The organism is Rhizobium sp. MHM7A (assembly GCF_005862215.1).
Taxonomy (GTDB): domain Bacteria; phylum Pseudomonadota; class Alphaproteobacteria; order Rhizobiales; family Rhizobiaceae; genus Rhizobium; species Rhizobium bangladeshense.
This window is the reverse complement of sequence record NZ_VCHT01000008.1, coordinates 69,653-94,742: the sequence shown is the minus strand read 5'-3', so window position 1 is coordinate 94,742 and position 25,090 is coordinate 69,653. Positions and strand designations below refer to the sequence as shown.

Below are 25,090 nucleotides of genomic sequence, written 5' to 3'. Positions count from 1 at the left end.
TATGATGCTCTCAGCACGGACGAGCAAGCTCGCCGGGGGACGAGTGAGCTCGCCGGGGGATTAGCGGTCTTGCCTTGGCAGGCAGTTTCGGCCACAACGCCGGCCATGATCACGCTCACCGATATTTCTGCCCGCATTGCCGGGCGCCTGCTTCTCGACAATGCCAGCCTTTCGCTGCCTTCGGGCACGAAAGCAGGGCTGGTCGGCCGCAATGGCGCCGGCAAATCCACGCTGTTTCGCGTCATCACCGGCGATCTCGGCTCGGAGACAGGGTCGGTGTCGATCCCGAAGGCGGCGCGTATCGGTCAGGTGGCCCAAGAAGCGCCGGGAACCGAGGATTCCCTGATCGAGATTGTGCTTGCCGCCGACAAGGAACGCGCGGCCCTGCTTGCCGAGGCTGAAACGGCAAGCGATCCGCACCGCATCGCCGAAATCCAGATGCGCCTCGTCGACATCGATGCGCATTCGGCCGAAGCGCGCGCCGCAAGCATCCTCGCCGGCCTCGGCTTCGACCAGCCGGCGCAGGCCCGACCCGCCTCCTCCTTCTCCGGCGGCTGGCGCATGCGCGTGGCGCTTGCCGCCGTGCTCTTCGCCGAGCCGGACCTGCTTCTGCTCGACGAGCCGACCAACTATCTCGACCTTGAAGGCACTATGTGGCTGGAAGATTATATCCGCCGCTATCCGCACACGGTCATCATCATCAGCCACGACCGTGACCTCCTGAACAATGCGGTCAATTCCATCGTCCATCTCGACCAGAAGAAGCTCACCTTCTACCGCGGCAATTACGACCAGTTCGAGCGGCAGAAGGCGGAGGCTGACGAGCTGCAGACGAAGGCCAGGGCCAAGAATGAGGCAGCGCGCAAACATCTGCAGAGCTTCATCGACCGCTTCAAGGCCAAGGCTTCCAAGGCCCGGCAGGCGCAATCGCGCGTCAAGGCGCTCGAGCGCATGGGAACGGTTGCAGCCGTCATCGAGGACCATGTGCAACCGATCACCTTCCCGGAGCCGGAGAAGCAGCCGGCCTCACCGATCGTTGCAATCCAGGGCGGCTCCGTCGGCTACGAACCCGGCAAGCCGATCCTGAAGAACCTCAACCTGCGCATCGACAACGACGATCGCATCGCCTTGCTCGGCTCCAACGGCAACGGCAAGTCGACCTTCGCCAAGTTCATCTCAGGGCGACTGTCGCCGGAGAGTGGCGAAGTAAAACTCGCGCCGAGCCTGAAGATCGGCTTCTTCGCGCAACACCAGCTCGAGGACCTGATCCCGGAACAGTCGGCGGTGGAACATGTGCGGCGTCTGATGCCCGCCGAACCGGAAGCCAAGGTGCGCGCCCGCGTCGCGCAAATGGGACTGGCGACCGAGAAGATGGCAACCGCCGCCAAAGATCTTTCCGGCGGCGAGAAGGCACGCCTGCTAATGGGGCTTGCCGCCTTCCATGCGCCTAACCTCCTCATTCTCGACGAGCCGACCAACCATCTCGACATCGACAGCCGCCGTGCCCTGATCGAAGCGCTGAACGATTACAACGGCGCCGTGATCCTGATCTCGCACGACCGTCACCTCATTGAGGCGACGGTCGACCGGCTGTGGCTGGTCAATGGCGGCACGGTCACCACTTTCGAAGGCGACATGGACGAATACCGAGACCTGATCGTCAGTTCCGGCAAGAGGAAAGAAGAGAAGCCGCAGGCCGCCGACGAGACGACATCGAAGGCCGACCAGCGCAAGCTGAATGCTGAAAGGCGCGCCTCGCTGACGCCGCTGAAGAAAAAGATCAACGAAATCGAATCCTTGACGGCGAAGCTGGAGAAACAGATTCGGGCTCTTGATGCGGAACTTGCGGATCCGGCGCTTTATGAGAAAACGCCTGCGAAAGCGGCCGAAAAGGTAAAACAGCGCGGCGAGGCCGCCTCAAAACTCGCCGCCGCCGAGGAAGAATGGCTGATGCTGTCTTCCGAATATGAAGAGGCAATGGCGGGATAGTCACAGTCTTCGAGGAAACGCGGCTGACTGCGACGCGTTAACACAATTCCTGCCGATCTCAACCGATCGTTAACCATACTTCGAAAGGTTGTCTCAACATTCATTGCTGATTTGTTGAGCCCTTTCCATGCATCGTTTTTCCGCGCTGGCCTGCATCGCCCTTGCGGCCGCCCTCTCCGCCTGCGGCACGACCAGACAAATCCCCGACACCTCGATCAAAACTGCATCGTTGATCGCGCCTGAGGGGCGGACACCTTTCGGCAAACCAACCACTGATGATGGAACACCGCCCTTTGCCGGCCCGCATCACCTCTCCGGGCGGACGCTGGAGGTCTCCTCGCTCGCCGATCTCAAGCTCAATGACAAGGAAGTGATCCTAAGCTTCGACGATGGCCCGATCCCCGGCCGGACGGATAAGGTGCTCGCGATCCTCGACCAGTTCGGCGTCAAGGGCGCTTTCATGATGGTCGGCGAGATGGCCGAGATGCATCCGGCGCTGGCGCGCAAGGTGGCGATGGAGGGCAACGCAATCGGCAGTCACACCTATGACCATGCCAACTTGACCTCTTTGCGCTTCGATGCGGCGATGGACGAGGTCGTCAAGGGCGAACTGGCAGTGACCAAGGCGACGGGGACAGACGTCTCGTTCTTCCGCTTCCCTTACCTCGCCGAGAGCCACAGGCTGCGCGCCGCCATCGCCATGCGCGGTCTGGTCGTGATGGATGTCGACATCGATAGCAAGGACTATTTCAGCGCTACACCGGTGTCCGTGACGCAATTGACGATGAACCTGCTGCACAAGCGCGGCCGCGGCATCATTCTGATGCACGACATCCACAAGCGCACCGTAACGATGCTGCCCACCCTGCTTTCGAAACTCGAAACCGAAGGCTACAAGGTCGTGACGCTGAAATTCAAGAAGCCGCAGGCGCCGAGCAACCTCGTTGCCTCGGCCGATCTGGTGATGACCCGCTAGGAAATGCTTTTCGGTCGAGTGCTGACTAAAACTTTTAGACCGCAACGCCGCTGCTTCTAGTCGAGAGGATTTTTGGAGGAACGTGGTTTGCTTCGCTATCTCTGCGGCGTGTTGTTAGCTTCCGTGCCGCTCGTTGCCGCCAATGCTGAATCTGCAAATTTCTGTAGAAACAGTTTCAATCCGAACGAAGCAGTCGAGTCCCGATTCATGGGACTTGAATACGCGCTCACTGCTCATGTTCTCGCGGAAAAATATTGCGGGGCTGAACCGAGGCCGTTGCGTCCCCGATTTCTAGGGTACATCGAGAAGCAGGGATGCGATTCAGGAACTGAGATCTACAAAGAAGTCGAGGCAGCTATCGAAAAAATGGAGGACGCAGGCCTAAACCTGCTCGCTCAAGAAAACCCCAAGCTAACGATGTCTGACGAACAGGTGCAGGAATGGGCTTCGACTGCTACGAAGGAGCTTGGGGGATGCGACGCGCTGAAAAAGGCTCATGACGCCGAAATTGGACAGTAAACACTCCATGTGAGCAGGCTGGCTTGCCAGGGATGAGCCCCTTGGACAATGAGAGCGTGAAGGAGAAAACCGCTCACGTTTATCCGCATCATGCGCTAGATCTATGCGGAATCAACGAAGCCGGCAGCTCAGACATGAACCTTCATCTCGAAGCGGACGAGGATCCGCGCACCCGCCAGTTTATCGACGAACACAATGCCTTTTCCGACGCGGCATTAAGAACACCGCAGTTTGTCGAGGATCGCGAGGCGATCAAGGCGCTGATCGAGCGGCAGGACAGGCTGATCGTGCCGATGCGCCGCGGCGGATGGCTGTTCGATTTCCGGCAGAGCAAGGACAATCCCCTCGGGGTCTGGCTACGCTTGCCAGCCGAGCAGCCGCCGTTGCCGGAGGCCGATTGGGAGCCGGTCTTCGATCTCGACGCCTTCTGCCTCGACGAAGGCAAGCGCTGGACCTGGCGCGGCGCCGTCACCTGCCCGTGGGAGCCGACGCGCGTCCTGCTGATGCTTTCGGACGGCGGCTCCGACCCGGTCCGCCTGCTCGAATTCGACGCCGAGCGCAAACAGATCGTGAAGGGCGGATTTGACACCCCCGCCGCGCGATCGCATGCCACCTGGTTGAGCCGCGACGAGATCTGTTATTTCGGCTCGATCGACCGATTTTCGGCGACCCGCTCGGGATGGCCGCGCGTCGGGCGGCGGTTGAAGCGCGGACAGCGGCCGGAAGATGCCGCCATCATGTTCGAAGCGGCGGACGAGGACGTTTACGGCTCCAATCTGGTCATCGACCCCGCCCTTTCCGGTGCTTCGCCGGATGCAGCATTGATAGAGATCTTCGTCGCGGGCCATGAGATCGGCGTCGCAAGCGCTTTCCTCATCGGAGACGACGGCAAGCGCCAACGCATCGATTTGCCTGAAGAAGCCGACTTTCAGTTCAATCGCGATCATTGCCTCTGGCGCGCAAAGACCGACGAGCGCGTTCCAACCGGTAGCCTCGTGCTGCAACGCTTCGAGCCGCAATCTCAGACGATACTCGGACCGGAGCGAGTCCTGTTCCAACCTGGCGAGGGCCAGTCGGTCGCGCAGATGATGCTGATGCGCGAATGGTGCGTGTTCATCATTTCGGACAGGCTGCGCCCGCGTCTTCTCGTGCTCGACCTCACAAAGCCCGATGCTGAACAGCGGGAAATCGCGTTGCCGGCGGAGATGCAGACGGCTCATTTCAAGCCTCTCTATGCAGATCTGCATCATGGGAACGACACGCTCCACATCGTCGGTCAGGGTTTCCTGCAGCCACCCACTTGCTACCGTCTCGAGCTCTCCGATCGCAGCAAACAGCCGGAGCCGATTTTCACGGCAGTGGCGCCGAGCTATTTCGATGCGACCGATATGTCGTCGGAGCTGCTGGAGGCTGTGTCCGAGGACGGGACCAGGGTCGCTTACCGCCTGGTCCTGCCGCGACAGTGGACCAAGGGCGCACTGCCGGTGCTGATCTACGGCTATGGCGGATTCGATGTTTCGCTGTCGCCGAATTACTCCGGCGTAACTGGCCGCTGGCTGGAGCAAGGCGGCGCCTATGTGCAGGCCTATATCCGCGGCGGCGGTGAATTCGGGCCTGACTGGTATCGCAGCGCCAAGCGGCTGGGGCGGGACAAAGCCTTTGCCGATTTCGTCGCTATTGCCAGGGATCTCGTCGCCCGCGGCTACACCGTGCCGTCGCGCATCGCCTGCCAGGGCGGCAGCAATGGCGGCCTTCTGACGGGCGTGATGCTGACACGCTACCCGGACGATTTTGGCGCCGTCTGGTGTCAGGTGCCGGTTCTCGATATGACACGCTTCCACCTGTTCAGCGCGGGAAAAGCCTGGATGGACGAATATGGCGACCCGGACACGCCGGCGGACCGGGACTTCATGCTCGGCTATTCGCCGCTTCACAATATCCGGCCGGCCAGTGAGATCACCTACCCGCCGATCTATATCGAAAGCTCCACCAATGACGACCGCGTGCATCCCTCGCATGCACGTCGATTTGCAGCGCGGCTGGAGGAAGAAGGACATAAGCCACTCTTCCACGAATTCGGCTTGGGCGGACATGGCGGCGATGGCAATTCCGAGGAGCGCGCCGCCCGCGCAGCGATGGGTTACAGCTTCCTTCGCGAGACCATCATGCGATAGGATACACAGGAATGGGGAGCAGAGCTTGTCGACGCTTCTCTTTCTGCTACAAGAACCTCAATAAATCATACTTTTCCTAGAAGCCCGAGCGAAACACCATGTCCCCTATCAATCTCGCCATCGTCGGCGTCGGCAAGATCGTCCGCGACCAGCACCTTCCCTCCGTTGCCAAGAACCCGAATTTCGAGCTCGTGGCGACGGCAAGCCGTCACGGCACGGTCGAAGGCATCAACAGCTACACCACGATCGAAGCAATGCTCGACGCCGAGCCCTCGATCGATGCCGTTTCGCTCTGCATGCCTCCGCAATATCGCTACGAGGCAGCTTATAAGGCGCTCGTGGCCGGCAAGCACGTCTTTCTGGAAAAGCCGCCCGGCGCAACGCTGAGCGAAGTGGCTGATCTGGAGGCGTTAGCCAACAAGCAAGGTGCGTCGCTCTTTGCCAGCTGGCATTCGCGCTATGCCCCGGCCGTCGAAGCCGCCAAGGCGTTTCTTGCTTCGACGACGATCAAAAGCGTGCATGTGATCTGGAAGGAGGATGTCCGCCACTGGCATCCGAACCAGGAATGGATCTGGCAGGCGGGCGGTCTCGGTGTTTTCGATCCCGGTATCAATGCGCTCTCAATCGTCACCCATATCCTGCCGCGGCAGGTCTTCATCACTGGGGCTGTGCTGGAATTCCCGGAGAATCGCGATGCACCGATCGCCGCCGACATTCACTTCCGCGATGCAGACGGCCTGCCGGTTCATGCCGAATTCGACTGGCGCCAAACCGGCAAGCAGAGCTGGGACATCGTCGCAGAAACGGCGGCCGGCCAAATGGTCCTCTCCGAGGGCGGCGCCAAGCTTTCCATCGACGGTACGCTGACATTTGCCGAACCGGAACAGGAATATCCTTCGCTCTATCGCCGCTTCGCCGAGATCATCAAGGCGGGCAAATCGGATGTCGATCTCGCACCGCTGCGCCACGTCGCCGACGCCTTCATGCTCGGCAAGCGGAAATTCGTCGACGCCTTCCACGATTGAGTCATCTGGCGGTCCTTGCCCGTCGACTCCGACGGCAAGGACCCGCTCAAGCCTTCTTCTCCCACCGCCCTTCCGGTGTCTGCTGCCAATAGGTGAGGTTATGCCCCTCGCCTTTCAGCCTCTTCCACTGCGCTCGCGCAGCTTCCAACTGCTCCTGATCGTGGCCGTCGAACATGAAGACAACGCGCTCATAGGCATCGGGCGGCGGCGGCTCGGCGCCGTCGACAATGAAACGAACCGTCGCCGCATTGGCATTGTCCGAGGTTACCGTCAAAAGCACCGGCTGGTTTTCGGCGAAATCAGCCGTGTCGGTCCCATGCGGCAGGAAACTCTCCTCACGAAAAGTCCAAAGATGCGCATCGAGAGCATCGCGCCGCGCGACATCGCGCGTCTGGACCGCTACGCGCCAGCCGCGCTCGACGCTTTTGTCGAGGAGCGGCGGTAGCGCGTCTTCCAGCCTGGTTTCGGTGAGATGATAAAAGAGAATATCCGTCATCGGGATTCATAATGGGTGCGAACGAGCTCGTCGAGCAGACGGACGCCGAAACCGGAACCCCAGGACTGGTTGATCTCATCCTGCGGCGAACCCATCGCCGTGCCGGCAATGTCGAGATGCGCCCAGGGCGTGTCCTGCACGAAGCGTTTGAGGAAATGCGCCGCCGTGATCGAGCCGGCCTGACGGCCGCCGGTGTTCTTCATGTCGGCAAACTTGCTGTCGATCAGCTTGTCGTAATCCTTGCCGAGCGGCATGCGCCAGAGCTTCTCGTTTGTCGAAAGGCCGGCTGCCGCCAGCTGCGAGCAAAGCTGGTCGTCATTGGAGAATAAACCGGCATGCACATTGCCGAGCGCCACGACGATCGCGCCGGTCAATGTGGCGAGATTGATCATGAACTGCGGCTTGAACCGATCATTGCAATACCAGAGCGCATCGCAGAGCACGAGGCGGCCTTCGGCATCGGTATTGATCACCTCGATCGTCTGGCCGGACATGGAGGTGACGATGTCGCCCGGACGCTGGGCGTTGCCATCAGGCATGTTCTCGACCAGGCCGATGATGCCGACGGCGTTGACGGCGGCCTTGCGCGAAGCGAGCACATGCATGAGGCCGGTGACGGCTGCGGCGCCGCCCATGTCCCCTTTCATGTCCTCCATGCCGGCGGCAGGCTTGATCGAAATGCCGCCGGTATCGAAGACGACGCCTTTGCCGATGAAGGCGACAGGGCGGTCCTTGGCCTTGCCGCCCTTCCACTGCATGACCGCCAGACGCGGCGGACGCACGGAGCCCTGCGCGACGCCGAGCAGCGCGCCCATGCCAAGGCGGCGCATTTCCTTCTCGGTCAGGATTTCCACCTCGACGCCCAGCCCTTCGAGTTCCTTTGCCCTGGCGGCGAATTCGACCGGCCCAAGCGCGTTCGGCGGTTCATTGACGAGGTCACGGGCGAGATTGACGCCGCCTGCAATCGCTTCGGAATCGGAAAACGCCTTTTTGGCACCGGCCGCATCGGCGGTGACGATCGTCACCTTGACGGATTTTGCCGGCTTCTCCTCATCGTCGTTCTTCTTTGTCTTATAGGCATCGAAGCTGTAGGCGCGAAGCAGCATGCCGAGCGCGAAATCCGCGGCTGCGCGTGCGTTGGTCTCAAGCCCGGGCACGTCGACGAAGATGGCGGCCTTGTCGGTATTCTTGATTTTAGATGCCGTGGCGCCACCGGCCTTCAGCCAGTCATGGGCGGTTAGTTCGCCAGCCTTGCCCAGTCCGACGACGACGATGCGCTCGACGGGAGCCCCCTCCGGGGCGACAATATCGAGCGCGGCCATTGACTTAGCGGAGAACCGAGCGATTTTCGTAGCCCTTGCGATCACGCCTGCAGGGTCGGCCGTTTCGGCGCCTGCGGCGCTCTCGGCCTCCGCAGTTTTCAACAGGATTGCCAGTCCGCCATTGAGCTTTGCCGACTTCGAGAATGAAATTTCGAACTTTGCTGACATGTCTTCTCCGCTGGGATTCTTTGAAATCCGTCCCTGGCGGATAATTTCGCGTTTGGCGGGTCTGTCAATGGCTTGCGACTATTGTTATGGTCGCCCGCGGCCGTCCAAGCCCTCATGTTTTCGTCAGCTTCGTAGATATTAGCGTTGACAGTTTTTTCGAAAAATCCATGGCGAAGGCCGGTGATCCGCCTGCCGAAAACGGCTTTCGGTGCATTCCTGCTTCTGTTCTGGACGTGGTGGGCGCTGCTTGCCGTCTTTCGCGCCTTCCCCGCAATAGACATCTATTTTTCCCAGCTTTTTTTCGTGGGCGCAGATTGTGACGCGAGTGCCGCTGCCGGAAGCATCTGCGGCGGCTTTCCCTATCGCGATTCGGGGAATCTCGACCTGCTGCGCACCATCTTCTTCCGCCTGCCCTATGTCGTCGCGATCGTAATGCTGTGGAAATTCATCGAGTGTTACCAGCAGCACGGCGCGACCTTCAACGCCGAGCGGGCGCGCAAGCTCAAAGTCGCACTAGGAACGCTGCTGATCGGGCCGGTGCTGCTCGTCAATGTTATCCTGAAGGAACATTGGGGCCGGCCGCGACCGCTGCAGACGGATATGTTTGGCGGGGCCCTGCATTTTGTCGAGGCCGGTTCACTGGCCGGCAAATGTATCTCGAACTGCTCCTTCGTCTCCGGCGAGGCTGCGAGCGCGGGATGGCTGTTCTGCCTTCTGCTCTTCGTCCCGAAATCGCTGCGTTACGCGCTGGTGCCGCCTGTCGCCGTGATCTCGATCCTGACACCGGCCCTGCGGTTGTCCTTCGGCGCGCATTACCTCTCCGACGTAACGCTCGGATGGCTCTCCTCGCTTGTCGTCTTCGCAGCGCTGCTGGCGCTAACTGAGTCGCAACAGAGCCAAAAAAATTCTGAAATTTGAATGAATTTTTGACACCTGCTTGTCGCAAAAGCGCGACAAAGAGCGTAGAGGGTTTCTCCTGCAAGCCGTTTGGGCGTGCAGGTGCTTTCAAGGGCCGGCATGAAACTACTCGAAACATACATATTGCGGCGGGTCGGCCAGATGTTTCTCGTGGCGCTCCTGCCCGTGCTGGCGATCATTTGGACGACCCAAGTCCTGCAGCGCATCAACCTCGTCACCGACAGCGGCCAGTCGATCGGCTCGTTCGCCAAGCTGGCGACGATGATCCTGCCGTCGATCATTCCCGTGGTGCTGCCCTTCGCCCTCGTCATCGCCATCACCCAGACGTTGACGACGATGAACAATGATTCCGAGTTGACCGTCATCGACGCGGCCGGCGCACGGCGCAGCATTCTGGTCCGCCCGATCCTGCTGCTTGCCGCCGTCATCAGCGTCTTTTCCTTCTTCGTCGACAATATCGTCGAGCCACGAGCAAAGACCGTGGCGCGTCAGATGATCGCCGAGACCTACGCCGATCTTCTCTCCTCGGTCATCGAGGAGAAGACTTTCCGCAAGCTCGACGACGGTCTCTATGTCCAGATCTCGCAGCGCCTCGCGGGGCGTATGCTGAAGGGCCTGTTCGTCGCCGACGAGAGGGACCCCGCCTACGAACTCATTTATTACGCCAAAGAAGGCGCCGTCGACGATACCGGAACGACTCTGATCATGCACGATGGCGAGGTGCATCGCAAAACGCCCGACGGCAACGTCTCGGTCATCAACTTCGATTCCTATTCGTTCGACCTCTCGGACATGACGGAGAGCCGCGGTCAGGCGACGCTGAAGGCCAGCGATCGTGACCTGTGGTTCCTGTTCAATCCGGATCCGAACGACAAGGACTATACGATCCGCCCGCAGAGCTACCGCGCCGAACTGCATCGGCGGCTGACGGACTGGATCCTGCCCGTCGTCTTTGCACTGTTTTCGCTGGCGATCGCCGGCGACGCACGCTCGCACCGCGAAGCACGGCTGCACCCGATGGTGAGCGCGCTCGCCTATGCTTTCGCGCTACGTTGGGCTGCCTTCTACGCGGCAAACCAAATCGACACCGATCCGGAATATATCGCCGTTCTCTACGCCATCCCGATCGTCAGCAGCATCGTCTCGATCATCTTCCTTGGCCTGCACAAGCGACTGGTCATGCCTTCGTTCATCTGGGATCGGATATCGCTTTCCTGGAGACGAATGCAGGGAAGACTGCTTGCCGCGACCAGCAGGTCCGGCGGGGGCGCCGCCCAATGATGTTCGGGACATTGTCGCGTTATTTCTTTCGCCGCTACCTGGCGACGACTGGCTGGTTCCTGATCGGCGTGTCGGCCATCGCCTTCCTCCTGGATTTCAGCGAGACGGCCGGACGCATGTCTGGCCTGCCCGGCTATACGATCGGAGGCGGCATCGTGATGACCGCCGTGCGCCTGCCGCTCATATTGCAGCAGACAATCCCCTTCATCGCGCTCTTCGTCGGCATGACAGTGCTGATCGGACTCAATCGCAAATATGAGCTCGTAGTCACGCGCGCGGCCGGCATTTCGGTCTGGCAGTTCATGCTTCCCTTCATCGTCGGTTCACTGGCGCTCGGCGTGCTGACGATGACGGCGCTCAACCCGCTTGCCGCCTGGGGACAGCGCCAGGCGCTGCTTGTCGAATCCGACTGGCGGGGCGAAAATGCGGTTCTGCGCAAGGCGCCGCAGATTCCGTGGCTGCGCCAGATCAGTGGCCGCGACGACGTCATCATCGGCGCCCAGACGGTCCAGGAGAACGGAACCAAGCTGATAGACGCCGTATTGATCCATTTCGATTCGGGCGGTCGAGTCATTTTGAGACAGGATGCCGCCACGGCAAAGTTGGAAGATGGTTACTGGCAGCTTAACAGCGTCGTCGAGCGTAAGCCTGGCGAAATCCCGCTGCGCAAAGCTTCGGTCCAACTTCGCACCAATTTGAAACAGGATTTCGTCCAGGAGCGGCTGACAGCGCCGGAAACAATTGGTTTCTTTGACCTTTCCAACCGCATTGCGGCGGCTAAATCCTTCGGTATCTCGACCAAGGCATTGGAGACACAATTCAACTCTCTGTTGTCCCAGCCATTGCTGTTGGTAGCCATGACTCTCATTGCTGCAACAGTGTCCCTAAAATTTAGCCGGTTCAACCAATCCCGGTCCGTGATTCTGGGTGGAATCCTGTCGGGCTTCATGCTTTATGTCATCACCGTGCTTGTTAAAGCATTCGGAAGCAGTGGAGTCGTGCCTCCCTTCGTGGCGACCTGGATACCGGTTGTCGTCGCGCTGGCCTTGGGCGCGACTATTTTGCTTCATCAGGAGGACGGCTAGTGGCGGTAGGCGACCGCAAGTATTTTAGTAAACAAATGGTTGCCCTGCTTGTCGGTGCGGCTTTATGTTCCTATTTCGGCAGTGCTCCGGCCTCCTATGGCCAGGCCGGCACGCCCGAGCAAAATATCGAGAATAACATTCCCGAGGGGGCCAAGCTTCTGCTTTCGGCCAACGAACTCGTCTATAACCGTGACGCCGAAGTCGTGTCGGCAGTCGGCGGCGTACAGATCAACTATGGCGGCTACAAAATGGTCGCGCAGAAGGTCGAGTACAATCAGAAGACCGGCCGGATGATGGCGCTCGGCAATGTCGAGCTCGTCAGCCCGGACGGTAACCGCATCTATGCCGACAACCTTGACGTGACCGACAATTTCGCCGACGGATTTATCAATTCGCTGCGCATCGAAACAGCCGACAATACCCGTATCGTCGCCGAAACGGGCGAGCGTGTCGGCGGCACGAAGATGATCCTCAACAAGGGCGTCTACACAGCCTGCCTTCCCTGCGCCGAAGATCCGAAGCGCGCACCCTTCTGGCAGGTCAAGGCCAAGCGCGTGATTCAGAACGGTGAGACGCATACGATCCGTCTGGAGCGGGCACGTTTCGAGCTGCTCGGTTACCCTATTGCCTTCGTGCCGTTCATCGAAGTTCCCGACAATACGGTGAAGCGCAAGTCCGGCTTCCTGTTCCCGACGATGAGCCTGTCGCAGAACCTCGGCTTTGGCCTTTCCATTCCTTATTATTACGTGATCTCGCCGAGCATGGATGCGACGGTTACCGCAACCGGCTACACGGCCCAGGGATTCCTTGTCGAAGGAGAATTCCGTCAGCGTTTCGAGAACGGCACGCATATCCTGCGCGTCGCCGGCATCGACCAGGCAAATCCGGGTAATTTCAGCTCTGGTACCAGCGATGCCGAAGCCGAGCAGCGCGGCATGGTGGCGTCAAAGGCCGAATTCCGCATCAATCCGCGCTGGACGTTCGGCTGGGACGTCATGGTGCAGAGCGACAACAATTTCTCGAAAACCTACAAGCTCCGCGGCCTGAGCGGCACGGATCGCACGAACCAGATCTACCTGACGGGGCTTGGGAAACGTAATTATTTCGACATGAGGGCGTTTTATTTCGACGTCCAGGATGCCGACCGGACGAACACGGCCGAAAAACAGCAGGCCATCGTCTATCCCGCGTTTGATTATCACTATGTCGCACCTCAGCCGCTAGCAGGCGGCGAACTTTCTGCAGACGTCAACCTGACGAATATTTCGCGCACACATGATGACTTCTACACCGTGGACGGATTCGACCGCTTCCGCGGTCTAAAGGGCCAGACTTCGCGCCTGACCGCCGAACTTCAGTGGAAACGCACCTATGTCACGCCGACCGGCCTGGTGATCACGCCGCTCCTGGCCGCGCGCGGCGACGCTTTCGCGCTGAACATGGACAATCCGACCGGTTACGCCGGCGATTATCTTGATGACAATTCCGCCACCCGCTCGATGCTCACAGCCGGGCTGGAGGTGCGGTATCCGATCCTGATGACAACTGATAACAGCACGCATATTCTGGAGCCCATCGCCCAGATCTATGCGCGCCCCGACGAGCAACTCGCCGGCCGGCTGCCGAACGAGGATGCACAAAGTTTCGTCTTCGATGCCACCTCCCTCTTCGACCGAGATAAGTTCTCAGGTTACGACCGCGTCGAGGGCGGCACCCGCGCCAATGTCGGCTTCCAGTACACCGGGACTTTTGACAGCGGTTACAAGCTGCACGGCATTTTCGGCCAGTCTTATCAGATCGCCGGCCAGAACTCGTTCGCGACCGATGACCTCGTCAATGTCGGCGCCGATTCGGGCCTCGAAACCGACCGCTCCGATTATGTCGGCCTCGGCGGCGTGGAAACGCCGTACGGTGTTTCCGTTGCCGCCTCCTACCGGCTCGACGAGAAGGATTTCGAGTTTCGCCGTGGAGACCTGACGACGGCCTACCAGAACGACACTTTCCAGACGCAGGTGACCTACACCCATCTCAGCGCCCAGCCGGCCTATGGCTTCGCCGAGGATAATGACGAGATCCAGACGAGCAGCAGGGTCAAGTTCAAGGATTACTGGTCGATCTTCGGCGGCATCGCGTGGGATCTGAACAACGATGTGATCAGCCGTCGGACGCTCGGCCTTTCCTATGAGGACGAATGCACGATCTTCACGATCGCCTACACGGATAGCAGGGACTCTGAAGACGAGTCGGCAAGCGACTGGACGATCGGCGCGCGGCTGACGTTCCGGACGCTCGGCGACATCAAGATCGGCTCCGATACCCTCTCCAATTAATGGGCGAACGGCGCAAACATGGCCTCAAGTCATTCTTTCGCCGTAAGCCTGTGCAGGACATTGCCGCCAGTCGATATTCGAGGCATAGGGGTTTCGCGCCATGGCGGAGGCGATTTCCGCGTGTCTCGCACTGTGGTAAGGACGCCGCGAACAACGGCTCGCGGCGCTATTGGGAGGTCAACAGATGATTGACGCGAAAAAAGCCATAACCGCCTTTCTCACCGGCGCAGCGCTTGCCTTGCTGACGGGCCTTGCCGCCCCGGCGCTTGCAGCAAGCGAAGTCCAGGCCGTGGTGAACGGCACCGCCATCACCAGCGGCGATGTCGCCAAGCGCCAGGCTTTCCTGCGCCTGCAGAAAGCGCCGGCCGACGCCAAGACCGCCAAGGAGCAGTTGGTGGACGAAACGCTCAAGCGCCAGGAGGTCGCCCGCGTCCGCATGTCGGTTTCGCAACAGGACGTCGATGCGTCTTTCGCGCGTTTTTCGGCCGGCAACAAGCTTTCCGTCGAGCAGATGTCGCAGATCCTCGATCGCGCCGGCGTCGGCGTCGACCATTTCAAAAACTTCATCGCCGTACAGATGAGCTGGCCGCGCGTCGTCAATGCGCGCTACGGCTCGAGCTCGCGACTGTCGAACTATGACCTCGTCTCGCGCATGATGCAGAACAACAAACAAAAGCCGGTGACGACGGAATATATGCTGCAGCAGATCATCTTCGTCATTCCTGAGGCCAAGCGCGGCGCCATCACGGGCAAGCGCAAGAGCGAGGCCGAGGCATCGCGCGCGAAATATCCCGGCTGCGATCAGGCTAAGGTCTTTGCCGCGACGATGCGCGACGTTTCGGTGCGCGATCTCGGCCGCATGCTCGCTCCTGAGATCCCGCCGGATTGGAAGCCTCTGGTCGAGCAGGCCAAGGGCAACACGACAGGCACCCGCGTCACCGAGAAAGGCGTCGAATATCTGGCGATCTGCAGCCAGCGCCAGGTCTCCGACGACCAGGCCGCCGAAATGGTTTTCCGCCAGGAAGATCTCGACAAGTCCAAGGCCGGCAAGAATGGCCCGCCGGAAAACGAGAACAGCAAAAAATACCTGGAAGAACTGCGCAAGAAGGCGCAGATCGCCTATCGCTGACCGACGATGGCGATACCCTTTTCACGACCACTTGCGCTGAGCCAGGGCGATCCCGCCGGCATCGGGCCGGATATCACCCTGATGGCCTGGCTCCGGCGGCGTGAACTCGGGCTTCCGCCTTTTTTCCTGGCCGGCGACCCGGATGTCCTGGCCTTGCGGGCCCGCCAGCTTAATCTGGCGGTTTCCATCCGTGAGATCGACAAGGCCGGCGATGCAACAGGCGTATTTGCCGAGGCGCTGCCGGTCATGAGCGTGCCGGCCGGCATCGCGGTCGTGGCCGGCGAGCCGCATCCGGCAACGGCCAAGAGCACGATTGCCGCGATCGAGAAAGCAGTCTCGCTCGTAATCGGCGGCGAGGCGCTCGCGGTCGTCACGAATCCGATCGCCAAGGCCGTGCTGTACGAGGCGGGTTTCGGTTTTCCCGGCCATACAGAATTCCTCGCCGATCTTGCCGCCAGGGCGACCGGAAGGCCGGTGACACCGGTGATGATGTTGTCGGGACCAAGACTCAGGGCCATTCCCGTCACCATCCACATCCCGATCCGAGACGTGCCGCAGGTGCTGACGGAGGAATTGATCATAGAGACCTGCCGGATCGCTCACGAGGATCTGATGCAGCGCTTCGGCATCGAAGCGCCGCGACTCGCCGTAGCCGGCCTCAATCCGCATGCGGGCGAAACCGGGATGATCGGCAAGGAAGACGAGGACGTCATCCGCCCGGCAATCGAGCGCCTTCGCGACGAGGGTATCGATGCGATCGGCCCCCTGCCCGCCGATACGATGTTTCATGACGAGGCGCGGGCGCGATATGATGTGGCCATCTGCATGTATCACGATCAGGCCCTGATCCCGGCCAAGGCGCTTGGTTTCGACGACAGCGTCAACGTCACGCTCGGCCTTCCCTTCGTGCGAACCTCGCCGGATCACGGCACCGCTTTCGGCATTGCCGGCAAGGGACTGGCGCGTGAGCAGAGCCTGATTGCGGCGTTGAAGCTCGCCGCCCAGCTTGGCCGCACCGCGGAAAGCCGCCGCTGATGGCTGCACTCGATGGGCTGCCGCCGCTTCGCGACGTCATTCAGCGTCACGGCCTCGATGCGCGCAAAGCGCTTGGGCAGAACTTCCTGCTCGACCTCAACCTCACGCAGAAGGTCGCCCGCACGGCAGGCGCGCTCGAAGATACCACCGTTTTCGAGGTCGGGCCCGGCCCCGGCGGGCTGACCCGCGCGATCCTGTCGCTTGGCGCCAGGAAGGTGATTGCCATCGAGCGGGACGCGCGCTGCCTGCCGGCGCTTGCCGAGATCGCCGATCACTATCCCGGCCGACTTGAGGTTATCGAAGGGGATGCGCTTAAAACGGATTTCGAGTCATTGGCACCCGAAGGCCCCGTCAAGATCATCGCCAACCTGCCCTATAATGTCGGCACGCAGCTGCTGGTCAACTGGCTGCTGCCGAGGACCTGGCCGCCGTTCTGGCAGTCGCTGACGCTGATGTTCCAGAAGGAAGTCGGCGAGCGTATCGTCGCCGGCGAGGACGACGACCATTACGGCCGACTCGGCGTGCTCTGCGGCTGGCGGACCGAAGCACGCATGGCCTTCGACGTATCGCCGCAAGCCTTCACGCCCCCGCCTAAGGTGACGTCGACGGTGGTGCATCTTGTCCCCAGGGAGAACCCCATCCCCTGCGCCGTCGCCAATCTGGAAAAAGTAACGCAGGCCGCCTTCGGCCAGCGCCGCAAGATGCTGCGCCAGAGCCTGAAGCCGGTCGGCGGCGAGAGCCTGCTCATCAAGGCCGGAATAGATCCGGCGCGGCGGGCGGAGACCCTCTCAGTCGAAGAATTCTGCCTTCTCGCAAATAGCCTTTAGAGCCACACTTGCTGTTGGACGCATAACGAATGCGCTTAGAGTGCTGGAGTCTCTTCCAGCAACTCGCGGACAAAATCGAACATTCCGTGACGGCGATCGCGGCGCAGGCGTTCGGCCTTGACGATCGATTGGACGGCGTCGAATGCATTATTGAGATCGTCATTGACGATGACATAATCATATTCGCGCCAATGGGCGATCTCGGCGCGGCTGTTGACCAGGCGCGTCTGAATGACTTCCGCGGAGTCCTCGGCACGGCGGTGCAGCCGCGACTGGAGTTCCGTCATGGTCGGCGGCAGCACGAAAATCGAGACGACGTCGGCCGACATCTTCTCCTGCAACTGCTGGGCGCCCTGCCAATCAATATCGAAAAGCATATCGCGACCTTCGGCCATGGCCTGTTCGACCGGCTCGCGCGGCGTGCCGTAAAAATTGCCATGCACCTCGGCCCATTCGAGAAGCGCGTCGCTATCGCGCAGCCGCTCGAATTCGCGCACGCTCTTGAAGTGGTAATGCACGCCTTCGACCTCGCTCGGGCGGCGCTGGCGCGTGGTGACGCTGACGGAGAGGCCGATGTGCTTGTCGGTCTCCAGAAGCGTGCGCGCAATGGTCGACTTGCCGGCGCCCGACGGCGACGAAATGACAAGCATTAGACCGCGGCGGGCGATCTGCACGGGCGAGGATTTCGCCGGTTTCATGTCCTACTCCAAATTCTGGACCTGCTCGCGGAACTGGTCGATCACGACTTTCAGTTCGATGCCGGCGGCAGTGATGGCCGAGGCATTCGACTTCGAACAGATGGTATTCGATTCGCGGTTAAATTCCTGTGCAAGGAAGTCCAGTCGGCGCCCTGCAGGTCCACCTTTCAGCAGGAGATCGCGCGCTGCAGTTATATGCGCCTTCAGGCGATCGATCTCCTCGCGCAGATCCGCCTTTGTCGCCAACAAGGCGGCCTCGGCATGCAGCCTGTCACGGTCAAGCGCGGCCATGCCCTCCATCAGCAACGCGACCTGTGCCGCAAGCCGGGACGCGATCTCAGGCTGAGATCGCGACGGATCCGCCTCGATCGTCCGCGTCAGCTCTTCGATCGTCGCGACATGATCGAGAAGAACGCGGGAAAGCGCCGCTCCCTCCTGTTCGCGCATCGCCCGGAGATCGGCAAGCGCGGCCGAGAGGCCGGCGACAATATCGGCATCACGGGCGGCAAGCGCCTCTTCGCCATCCTCGCCTTCACGGAACTCCACGATTCCGCGCACCAAAAGCAGCGTATCGAGCTTCAACGGCGCCGGATCGATCACGTCCACCAACTGCTCGCGCATGGCAAGCACGGCGGCAAGCGCTTGTTTGTTCAGCACCGCCTCGAAACGGTTCTCGTCGGCGGTAACCGACAGGGATGCCTGCAGATTGCCGCGGCTGAAGGTTTCGCCGGCAAGGCGGCGGACCTCCGCCTCCATGCGTTCGAGGCCGGGCGGCAGGCGCAGGCGCAGGTCGAAACCCTTACCGTTGACCGAGCGCAGTTCCCATGCCCAGCGCCAGCGGCCGCTCGTTCCCTCGCGCCGCGCAAAACCGGTCATGGACTGCAAAGCCATCCGAGCCTCCCGAAAGTTGTCAGTTGATCTTCTTTTTCTTCGGCGGCACGACGGCCGCGCCATTTTCGCCCGGCTGCTCTTCCGGCTGACCATCGACCGCTATGTTCGGGTCCGAACCCTTGTCGGCCTCGAGCTTGCGCCAGCGCTTGACGTTGGCATTGTGCTCCTCAAGTGTAGCGGCAAAAACGTGGCCGCCGGTGCCGTCGGCCACGAAATAGAGATCCTGGGTCTTCCAAGGGTTGGCGACGGCTTCCAGCGCATCCTTGCCGGGATTGGCGATCGGCGTCGGCGGCAGGCCCTTGATGACATAGGTATTGTATGGCGTGTCCCGCTTCAGGTCCGACTGGTAGATCGGCCGGTCGGCCGGTTTTCCCTCGCCACCGAAAAGCCCGTAGATGATCGTCGGATCAGACTGCAGGCGCATTCCCTTAGCAAGCCGGTTCAGGAAAACGGAAGCGACATGGGCACGTTCGTCGGGAACGCCGGTCTCCTTTTCGACGATCGAAGCGAGGATCACGAACTCTTCTTTGGATCGCAGCGACAGCGAGGGGTCACGCTTATCCCAAATTTGATCCACGAGCTTCTGCTGTGCGGCCGCCATCTGTTCTATGATTTCCGAGCGCTTGGTGCCGCGCGAGAACTTGTAGGTGTCCGGGCGCAGGCTGCCTTCGGCCGGCAGTGCGGCCGGCAGATCGCCTTCCAGCACCGGGTCCTGGAGCATGCGGTCGAACATCTGGCGGACCGTCAGGCCTTCGGGGAAGGAAACTGAATAAAGAATGGACTTGCCTGATTTCAGCAACTCCATGATATCGCTCATGGAGGCTCTCGCTTTGATCTCGTATTCACCGGCCTTCAGGCTCTCGCCGGCGGAAAGATGCGTCGCCGTGAGATAACGGAAGATACGGGCATCGGAGATGATCGCGTTGCGCTCGAGATTCGAGGCGATTTCCGCCAGGCCCGCACCGTTGCGAACGATGAAATTGGTGTTGGTCTGCAGCGGCCCCGGGCTCTGATAGGTCGAAGTCGCGTAGTAGAAGCCGATGACGGCAAGGACGCAGACCAGGACCGTCATCGTCATGATGAAGTTCAGGAAAAGTACGATCTGGCTGCGGGCGTTCTTGGAACGTTTCGGCGGCTCCGGAACACGTTCGGGACGCAGGGCTTCGCTCGGCGATTTCGGGATGATCGGTCCCTTCTGCGCCTGGGTATCGCTGCTCTGGTTCGTCGTGTCGCTCACCGGCAATCCTCTATAAACTGCGCCCTCATTTCGCTATTTCGCGAAGCAATGCGGCAAAAACAGGTTCTGCCACCGTTCAACGAAGCCGCTGCCGGTCGTTGTGCTTTCACACGGCCTGCTACGACGCGGCCCTTATTGTGCGTAGCGGCTCAGCACAAGCGATGCGTTCGTGCCGCCGAATCCGAACGAGTTGGACAGGGCCACGTTGATTTCTCGCTCACGAGCCTTGTGCGGAACAAGATCGATCGCCGTCTCGCGTTCGGGATTGTCGAGATTGAGCGTCGGCGGCGCAATGTTGTCACGGATGGCAAGTGTCGCGAAGATCGCCTCGATCGCACCGGCAGCACCGAGAAGATGTCCCGTCGCCGATTTGGTCGAGGACATGGATATCTTGGACGCTGCGTTGCCGACCAGGCGCTCGACAGCCCCGAGTTCAATCGTGTCGGCCATGGTCGAAGTACCGTGGGCGTTGATGTAATCGATGTCGGCCGGCGTCAGGCCGGCGCGCTTCAGCGCCATCGCCATGCAGCGGCCGGCACCCTCGCCGTCTTCGGAAGGCGCAGTGATGTGATAGGCGTCACCCGACAGGCCATAGCCGACGACTTCGGCGTAGATCTTGGCGCCGCGGGCCTTGGCATGCTCCAACTCTTCGAGCACGACAATGCCGGCGCCCTCGCCCATGACGAAGCCGTCGCGATCGCGGTCATAGGGGCGCGAAGCTTTCTGCGGATCGTCATTGTGCTGGGTCGACAGCGCCTTGCAGGCGGCAAATCCTGCGAGCGAAATACGGCTGACGGGAGATTCCGTACCGCCGGCGACCATGACGTCGGCGTCACCAAGAGCGATCAGCCGCGCGGCATCGCCGATCGCATGCGCGCCGGTGGAGCAGGCGGTGACAACCGAATGATTGGGTCCGCGCAGCTTGTGGCGAATCGAGACCTGGCCGGAAACGAGGTTGATCAGGCGGCCGGGGATGAAGAAGGGGGAGATGCGGCGGGGACCCTTGTCGCGCAGGGTGTAGCCTGCCTCGACGATGCCTTCGATGCCGCCAATGCCGGAGCCGATCAGCACACCGGTGGCAATCTGATCCTCATCCGTCTCGGGATGCCAGTCGGCATCGGCAAGCGCCATGTCGGCGGCGGCCATGCCGTAGATGATAAAGGGATCAACCTTGCGCTGCTCCTTCGGCTCCATCCACTGATCGGCACTGAACGTGCCATCGGTGCCGTCGCCGATCGGGATACGGCAAGCGATCTTGGCGGGAAGGTCATCGACTTCGAATTCGGTGACCAGACGGGCACCGTTCTGGCCGGCAAGCAGCCGAGACCACGTCACCTCAGTTCCGCATCCCAAGGGTGATACCATGCCGGTACCGGTGATGACGACACGTCTCATCGCGTGGTTTCCCCCGTCTCTTATATTCTATGGAGAAATATGCCGAAAAGAAAAGGGCGGACTCCAGGCCCGCCCTTTCTCAAATATACAGTATCAGGCCTGGGCCTTCTCAATAAACTTCACTGCATCGCCGACCGTCAGGATCGAGTCGGCAGCGTCGTCAGGAATTTCAACGCCGAATTCTTCTTCGAAAGCCATGACAAGTTCGACCGTGTCGAGCGAGTCAGCGCCCAGATCGTCGATAAAGCTGGCGCTCTCGACAACCTTGTCGGCATCGACGCCAAGATGATCAATAACAATTTTCTTTACGCGTTCTGCGATATCGCTCATGTCGGTTTCCTCGACCTTATGTCCTGATCGGAATGCCGTTGCGGCACCCCTACCCTGTTTCAGCCTGCGATGTTTTCAGACATCCTCGGCAAACTCGTTTACCCGGCTTCAGAGATGTCCCAGGCTTGCGAAAAGCCCGCCGGTCCGTCTGCTTTCTCGGGACGACTGTTCACAGTCATGGCCCGCTTAACATGGTTTAAGTCTGCCGCAAAGCCAGAAAATCAACGCTTCGTGATTGCTCAACATGCTATTGGCGGGAAATAATCCGATGCCAACAGTTTGTCGTTTCAGATCATAGCCATGCCGCCGTTTACATGCAGCGTCTGGCCGGTCATGTAGGCAGCCTCGGAGGACGCAAGGTAGGCAACGGCCGACGCGACCTCGCCGCCGGTGCCCATCCGCTTCATCGGAATCGCCCCCATGATCGCTTCCTTCTGCTTGTCGTTCAGCTTGCCGGTCATGGCGCTTTCGATGAAGCCGGGCGCGACGCAGTTGACCGTCACGTTGCGCGTCGCAATTTCCTGCGCCAGGGACTTGGTGAATCCGATCATGCCGGCCTTGGAGGCGCAATAATTGGCCTGCCCCGGATTGCCGGTGACGCCGACGACCGAGGTGATATTGATGATACGGCCGTAACGGCGGCGCATCATCGGATGCGTCAACTCGCGCGTCAGGCGGAACGTCGCCGTCAGGTTGACTTCGAGAACAGCGTCCCAATCCTCGTCGCTCATGCGCACGAAGAGGCCATCCTTGGTGATGCCGGCATTGTTGACCAGAATATCCACCCCTTCGAGATCGGCTTCCGCCTTCTGGCCGAGCGCCTTGACCTCCTCACGGTCGGACAGGTTTGCCGGGAAGATCTTGACGCGCTCGCCGAGCTCGGCCGCCAGCGCCTCCAGCTTCTCGACGCGGGTGCCGTGCAGGCCAACGATGGCGCCCTGCTTATGAAGAAGACGGGCAATTTCCTCGCCGATGCCGCCCGATGCGCCGGTGACGAGAGCCTTGCGGCCGGAAAGATCGAACATGGAAACGTTCCTTATATCTGAAAATATCAATCAGGCCATGAGGGCGGCGACGGCCGCGTCGATATCCGCGGGGCCGCCGACGGAGATGCCGTTGACTGTTTTGTCGATGCGGCGGGCCAGGCCGGTCAGCACTTTGCCGGACCCGAGTTCGTAAAGCGTCGTGACGCCGTTTCCGGCAAACCATTCCACCGTCTCGCGCCAGCGGACCTGCCCTGTGACCTGCTCGACGAGAAGCGCGGCGATCTCCTCGGCATTGGTGACCGGAGCCGCGCGGACATTGGCGATGACGGGCACGGCCGGATCGGCCTTCTTCACGCCAGCCAGCGCCTCGCGCATGGCCTCGGCCGCCGGCGCCATCAGCGTCGAATGGAAGGGAGCGGAAACCGGCAGCAAGATGGCGCGCTTGGCGCCCCTGTCGGTGGCAAGGCCGGCCGCCCTTTCGACGGCCGCCTTCTCGCCCGAGATGACGATCTGACCGCCGCCATTATCATTGGCGATCTGGCAGGCGCCGATTGCGGCGGCCTCCTCGCAGACGGCCACGACGTCGGCATGTTCCAGGCCGATGATCGCCGCCATGGCGCCGACGCCGACGGGGACGGCCGCCTGCATGGCATTGCCACGGATGCGCAGCAGCCGCGCAGTGTCGGCGAGCGAAAAAGTACCGGCGGCGCAGAGGGCCGAATATTCGCCGAGCGAATGGCCGGCAACGTAGGCGACCCGGGACTTCAGATCGAGCCCTTTGGCCTGCAGAACGCGGACGACGGCGATGGAAACCGCCATCAGCGCCGGTTGGGCGTTCGCCGTCAGGGTCAACGTGTCCTCCGGACCGTTGAACATCACATCCGAGAGCTTTTCACCGAGCGCCTCGTCGACCTCTTCGAAAACGGCGCGAGCTTCCGTGAAATTCTCGGCCAGATCCTTACCCATGCCGACGACCTGACTGCCCTGGCCGGGAAAAGTGAAAGCAATGGTCATTCTCATGTCCCTGATTGCGCCTATCGAGGCTGTTTTGCCTCCAATTGACATTCTTTCCGGCAGAGTCAAGTGGCGGCAGATTCTCCGCAAAGCCTTTCGTCCGCGTGCAAAAGCCCGGTTTTTGCTCTTGCGCTCCGCCAAATCCGGCCTAGATTCGCGCAGACTTCCCCAAGGCTTCCACCTCTCTTCCAAGGTTTCCCATGAAGTACAATTCTCTAGGCCGCACGGGCATCTCCGTTTCAGAAATTTGCCTGGGCACCATGACCTGGGGCTCGCAGAACAGCGAAACCGACGCTCATGCGCAGATGGATTACGCCGTCGAGAAAGGCGTCAATTTCTTCGATACCGCCGAGCTTTATCCGACGACGCCGGTCTCGGCCGAAACCCAGGGCTGGACCGAAGATTATATCGGCAGTTGGTTCAGCAAATCAGGAAAACGCAAAGACATCGTGCTCGCCACCAAGGTCGCCGGACGCGGGCGCGATTATCTGCGCGGCGGAGCAGGCGCCGATGCGAAGAACATCCGCCTGGCGCTTGAGGCCAGCCTCAAGCGGCTGAGAACCGATTATGTCGATCTCTACCAAGTCCATTGGCCGAACCGCGGCCATTTCCATTTCCGTCAGAACTGGAGCTACGATCCGTTCAAGCAGGATCGGCAGGAGGCTGTCGCCAATATGCTCGATATCCTGGAAACGCTTGACGCGCTAGTGAAGGAGGGCAAGATCCGCGCGATTGGCCTTTCCAACGAGACCACCTGGGGCATCCAGAAATATCTGACGCTCTCCGAACAGAAGAGCCTGCCGCGCGTTGCAAGCGTCCAGAACGAGTACAATCTGCTCTACCGCCATTTCGACCTCGATCTCGCCGAACTCTCGTATCACGAGGATGTCGGGCTGCTCGCCTATTCGCCGCTCGCGGGCGGCATCCTGACCGGAAAATATGTCGATGGTCAGAGGCCGAAGGGGTCGCGCGCGTCGATCAATCCCGATATCGGCGGCCGGCTGCAGCCGCTGCAGGAGCCTGCAACCAAGGCCTATCTGGCGCTTGCGGCCCGGTACGGCCTCAACCCGGCAGTCATGGCGCTCGCCTTCTGCCGATCAAGGCCCTTCATGACCTCGGTCATCATCGGCGCGACGTCGATGGAGCAGTTGAAGGTCGATATCGGCGCGGCCGACCTGACGCTTTCGGACGAAATCCTGGCGGAGATCGCCAAGGTGCATCGGCAGTATCCGCTGACGCTCTGATCTATCCCCGCATCTGCCCGA

General features: G+C 60.8%; 22 protein-coding genes. 13 read left to right on the top strand and 9 right to left on the bottom strand.

The genetic code is table 11. The features are described 5' to 3' along the window. Window positions 1–105 precede the first annotated feature (105 nt). From FFR93_RS24180 to FFR93_RS24160, 5 genes are all read left to right on the top strand, one after another. Window positions 106–1,989, top strand: coding sequence for an ABC-F family ATP-binding cassette domain-containing protein (locus FFR93_RS24180; protein ID WP_138395167.1), 1,884 nt, complete (start codon window positions 106–108; stop codon window positions 1,987–1,989). 127 nt (window positions 1,990–2,116) lie between these two features. Then, complete coding sequence (locus FFR93_RS24175) at window positions 2,117–2,965, top strand: polysaccharide deacetylase family protein (RefSeq protein WP_138395054.1); 849 nt, start codon at window positions 2,117–2,119, stop codon at window positions 2,963–2,965. An 87-nt stretch (window positions 2,966–3,052) separates the two neighbouring features. Further along, window positions 3,053–3,484 (top strand): hypothetical protein, encoded by a 432-nt coding sequence (locus FFR93_RS24170; RefSeq protein WP_138395053.1) that lies wholly within the window; start codon window positions 3,053–3,055, stop codon window positions 3,482–3,484. Between the two features lie 134 nt (window positions 3,485–3,618). After that, entirely contained in the window at window positions 3,619–5,658 is a 2,040-nt protein-coding gene (locus FFR93_RS24165) for a prolyl oligopeptidase family serine peptidase (protein ID WP_138395052.1), read from the top strand. Between the two features lie 98 nt (window positions 5,659–5,756). Beyond that, the gene (locus tag FFR93_RS24160; RefSeq protein ID WP_064711152.1) at window positions 5,757–6,683 is read left to right on the top strand and encodes a Gfo/Idh/MocA family oxidoreductase; all 927 of its coding nucleotides are present in this window, start codon (window positions 5,757–5,759) and stop codon (window positions 6,681–6,683) included. 46 nt (window positions 6,684–6,729) lie between these two features. On the opposite strand, the gene FFR93_RS24155 is transcribed toward FFR93_RS24160, so the two are convergent. After that, window positions 6,730–7,179, bottom strand: a complete 450-nt coding sequence (locus FFR93_RS24155) for a DNA polymerase III subunit chi (RefSeq protein ID WP_064706815.1) — start codon at window positions 7,177–7,179, stop codon at window positions 6,730–6,732. Next, window positions 7,176–8,669 carry a leucyl aminopeptidase gene (locus tag FFR93_RS24150; protein ID WP_138395051.1) on the bottom strand — a complete coding sequence of 498 codons (1,494 nt, stop codon included), beginning with the start codon at window positions 8,667–8,669 and terminating at the stop codon, window positions 7,176–7,178. Before FFR93_RS24150 ends, FFR93_RS24155 begins: the two co-directional genes overlap by 4 nt. 144 nt (window positions 8,670–8,813) lie before the next feature. Here FFR93_RS24150 and FFR93_RS24145 point away from each other — a divergent pair, with 144 nt between their 5' ends. The 7 genes from FFR93_RS24145 (at window position 8,814) to rsmA (ending at window position 17,274) form a co-directional block, all read left to right on the top strand. After that, window positions 8,814–9,587 carry a phosphatase PAP2 family protein gene (locus FFR93_RS24145; RefSeq protein ID WP_138395050.1) on the top strand — a complete coding sequence of 258 codons (774 nt, stop codon included), beginning with the start codon at window positions 8,814–8,816 and terminating at the stop codon, window positions 9,585–9,587. Window positions 9,588–9,686: 99 nt separating this feature from the next. Then, on the top strand, window positions 9,687–10,868 hold the full coding sequence (lptF, locus tag FFR93_RS24140; protein ID WP_064707065.1) for an LPS export ABC transporter permease LptF: 1,182 nt from the start codon (window positions 9,687–9,689) through the stop codon (window positions 10,866–10,868). Further along, window positions 10,865–11,953, top strand: coding sequence for an LPS export ABC transporter permease LptG (lptG, locus tag FFR93_RS24135; RefSeq protein ID WP_064706812.1), 1,089 nt, complete (start codon window positions 10,865–10,867; stop codon window positions 11,951–11,953). The genes lptF and lptG overlap by 4 nt, the downstream gene beginning before the upstream one ends. Then, window positions 11,953–14,283, top strand: a complete 2,331-nt coding sequence (locus FFR93_RS24130; RefSeq protein ID WP_138395049.1) for an LPS-assembly protein LptD — start codon at window positions 11,953–11,955, stop codon at window positions 14,281–14,283. Before lptG ends, FFR93_RS24130 begins: the two co-directional genes overlap by 1 nt. 184 nt (window positions 14,284–14,467) lie before the next feature. After that, window positions 14,468–15,412 (top strand): peptidylprolyl isomerase, encoded by a 945-nt coding sequence (locus FFR93_RS24125; protein ID WP_064706810.1) that lies wholly within the window; start codon window positions 14,468–14,470, stop codon window positions 15,410–15,412. A 6-nt stretch (window positions 15,413–15,418) separates the two neighbouring features. Continuing rightward, window positions 15,419–16,447, top strand: coding sequence for a 4-hydroxythreonine-4-phosphate dehydrogenase PdxA (gene pdxA, locus FFR93_RS24120; RefSeq protein WP_138395048.1), 1,029 nt, complete (start codon window positions 15,419–15,421; stop codon window positions 16,445–16,447). Continuing rightward, window positions 16,447–17,274: a 16S rRNA (adenine(1518)-N(6)/adenine(1519)-N(6))-dimethyltransferase RsmA gene (gene rsmA / locus FFR93_RS24115; RefSeq protein WP_138395047.1), complete on the top strand. Its 828-nt coding sequence runs from the start codon at window positions 16,447–16,449 to the stop codon at window positions 17,272–17,274. Before pdxA ends, rsmA begins: the two co-directional genes overlap by 1 nt. 35 nt (window positions 17,275–17,309) lie before the next feature. Here the strand turns inward: rsmA and gmk are convergent, their stop codons facing one another. From gmk to fabD, 7 genes are all read right to left on the bottom strand, one after another. Beyond that, window positions 17,310–17,972, bottom strand: a complete 663-nt coding sequence (gene gmk, locus FFR93_RS24110; RefSeq protein WP_138395046.1) for a guanylate kinase — start codon at window positions 17,970–17,972, stop codon at window positions 17,310–17,312. Window positions 17,973–17,975: 3 nt separating this feature from the next. Beyond that, window positions 17,976–18,863, bottom strand: a complete 888-nt coding sequence (locus tag FFR93_RS24105) for a YicC/YloC family endoribonuclease (protein ID WP_138395045.1) — start codon at window positions 18,861–18,863, stop codon at window positions 17,976–17,978. Between the two features lie 19 nt (window positions 18,864–18,882). After that, window positions 18,883–20,100, bottom strand: coding sequence for an endolytic transglycosylase MltG (mltG, locus tag FFR93_RS24100; RefSeq protein WP_064706805.1), 1,218 nt, complete (start codon window positions 20,098–20,100; stop codon window positions 18,883–18,885). A gap of 132 nt (window positions 20,101–20,232) precedes the next feature. Further along, entirely contained in the window at window positions 20,233–21,495 is a 1,263-nt protein-coding gene (fabF, locus tag FFR93_RS24095; RefSeq protein ID WP_064706804.1) for a beta-ketoacyl-ACP synthase II, read from the bottom strand. Between the two features lie 93 nt (window positions 21,496–21,588). Continuing rightward, complete coding sequence (locus FFR93_RS24090; protein WP_003547058.1) at window positions 21,589–21,825, bottom strand: acyl carrier protein; 237 nt, start codon at window positions 21,823–21,825, stop codon at window positions 21,589–21,591. Window positions 21,826–22,112: 287 nt separating this feature from the next. Next, window positions 22,113–22,850: a 3-oxoacyl-[acyl-carrier-protein] reductase gene (gene fabG, locus FFR93_RS24085; RefSeq protein WP_064706803.1), complete on the bottom strand. Its 738-nt coding sequence runs from the start codon at window positions 22,848–22,850 to the stop codon at window positions 22,113–22,115. 30 nt (window positions 22,851–22,880) lie between these two features. Next, window positions 22,881–23,825, bottom strand: coding sequence for an ACP S-malonyltransferase (gene fabD / locus FFR93_RS24080; RefSeq protein WP_138395044.1), 945 nt, complete (start codon window positions 23,823–23,825; stop codon window positions 22,881–22,883). A 200-nt stretch (window positions 23,826–24,025) separates the two neighbouring features. On the opposite strand from fabD, the gene FFR93_RS24070 reads away from it, so the two are divergent. Beyond that, entirely contained in the window at window positions 24,026–25,069 is a 1,044-nt protein-coding gene (locus FFR93_RS24070; protein WP_138395043.1) for an aldo/keto reductase, read from the top strand. The last annotated feature ends 21 nt before the right edge of the window (window positions 25,070–25,090 follow it).

What these genes read in the sequence shown, in the direction of transcription:
- FFR93_RS24180 (WP_138395167.1), top strand. Translation starts at nt 106, where the DNA reads ATGATCACGCTCACCGATATTTCTGCCCGCATTGCCGGGCGCCTGCTT.
- FFR93_RS24175 (WP_138395054.1), top strand. Translation starts at nt 2,117, where the DNA reads ATGCATCGTTTTTCCGCGCTGGCCTGCATCGCCCTTGCGGCCGCCCTC.
- FFR93_RS24165 (WP_138395052.1), top strand. Translation starts at nt 3,619, where the DNA reads ATGAACCTTCATCTCGAAGCGGACGAGGATCCGCGCACCCGCCAGTTT.
- FFR93_RS24160 (WP_064711152.1), top strand. Translation starts at nt 5,757, where the DNA reads ATGTCCCCTATCAATCTCGCCATCGTCGGCGTCGGCAAGATCGTCCGC.
- FFR93_RS24155 (WP_064706815.1), bottom strand. Translation starts at nt 7,179, where the DNA reads ATGACGGATATTCTCTTTTATCATCTCACCGAAACCAGGCTGGAAGAC.
- FFR93_RS24150 (WP_138395051.1), bottom strand. Translation starts at nt 8,669, where the DNA reads ATGTCAGCAAAGTTCGAAATTTCATTCTCGAAGTCGGCAAAGCTCAAT.
- lptF (WP_064707065.1), top strand. Translation starts at nt 9,687, where the DNA reads ATGAAACTACTCGAAACATACATATTGCGGCGGGTCGGCCAGATGTTT.
- lptG (WP_064706812.1), top strand. Translation starts at nt 10,865, where the DNA reads ATGATGTTCGGGACATTGTCGCGTTATTTCTTTCGCCGCTACCTGGCG.
- FFR93_RS24125 (WP_064706810.1), top strand. Translation starts at nt 14,468, where the DNA reads ATGATTGACGCGAAAAAAGCCATAACCGCCTTTCTCACCGGCGCAGCG.
- pdxA (WP_138395048.1), top strand. Translation starts at nt 15,419, where the DNA reads ATGGCGATACCCTTTTCACGACCACTTGCGCTGAGCCAGGGCGATCCC.
- rsmA (WP_138395047.1), top strand. Translation starts at nt 16,447, where the DNA reads ATGGCTGCACTCGATGGGCTGCCGCCGCTTCGCGACGTCATTCAGCGT.
- gmk (WP_138395046.1), bottom strand. Translation starts at nt 17,972, where the DNA reads ATGAAACCGGCGAAATCCTCGCCCGTGCAGATCGCCCGCCGCGGTCTA.
- FFR93_RS24105 (WP_138395045.1), bottom strand. Translation starts at nt 18,863, where the DNA reads ATGGCTTTGCAGTCCATGACCGGTTTTGCGCGGCGCGAGGGAACGAGC.
- fabF (WP_064706804.1), bottom strand. Translation starts at nt 21,495, where the DNA reads ATGAGACGTGTCGTCATCACCGGTACCGGCATGGTATCACCCTTGGGA.
- FFR93_RS24090 (WP_003547058.1), bottom strand. Translation starts at nt 21,825, where the DNA reads ATGAGCGATATCGCAGAACGCGTAAAGAAAATTGTTATTGATCATCTT.
- fabG (WP_064706803.1), bottom strand. Translation starts at nt 22,850, where the DNA reads ATGTTCGATCTTTCCGGCCGCAAGGCTCTCGTCACCGGCGCATCGGGC.
- fabD (WP_138395044.1), bottom strand. Translation starts at nt 23,825, where the DNA reads ATGACCATTGCTTTCACTTTTCCCGGCCAGGGCAGTCAGGTCGTCGGC.
- FFR93_RS24070 (WP_138395043.1), top strand. Translation starts at nt 24,026, where the DNA reads ATGAAGTACAATTCTCTAGGCCGCACGGGCATCTCCGTTTCAGAAATT.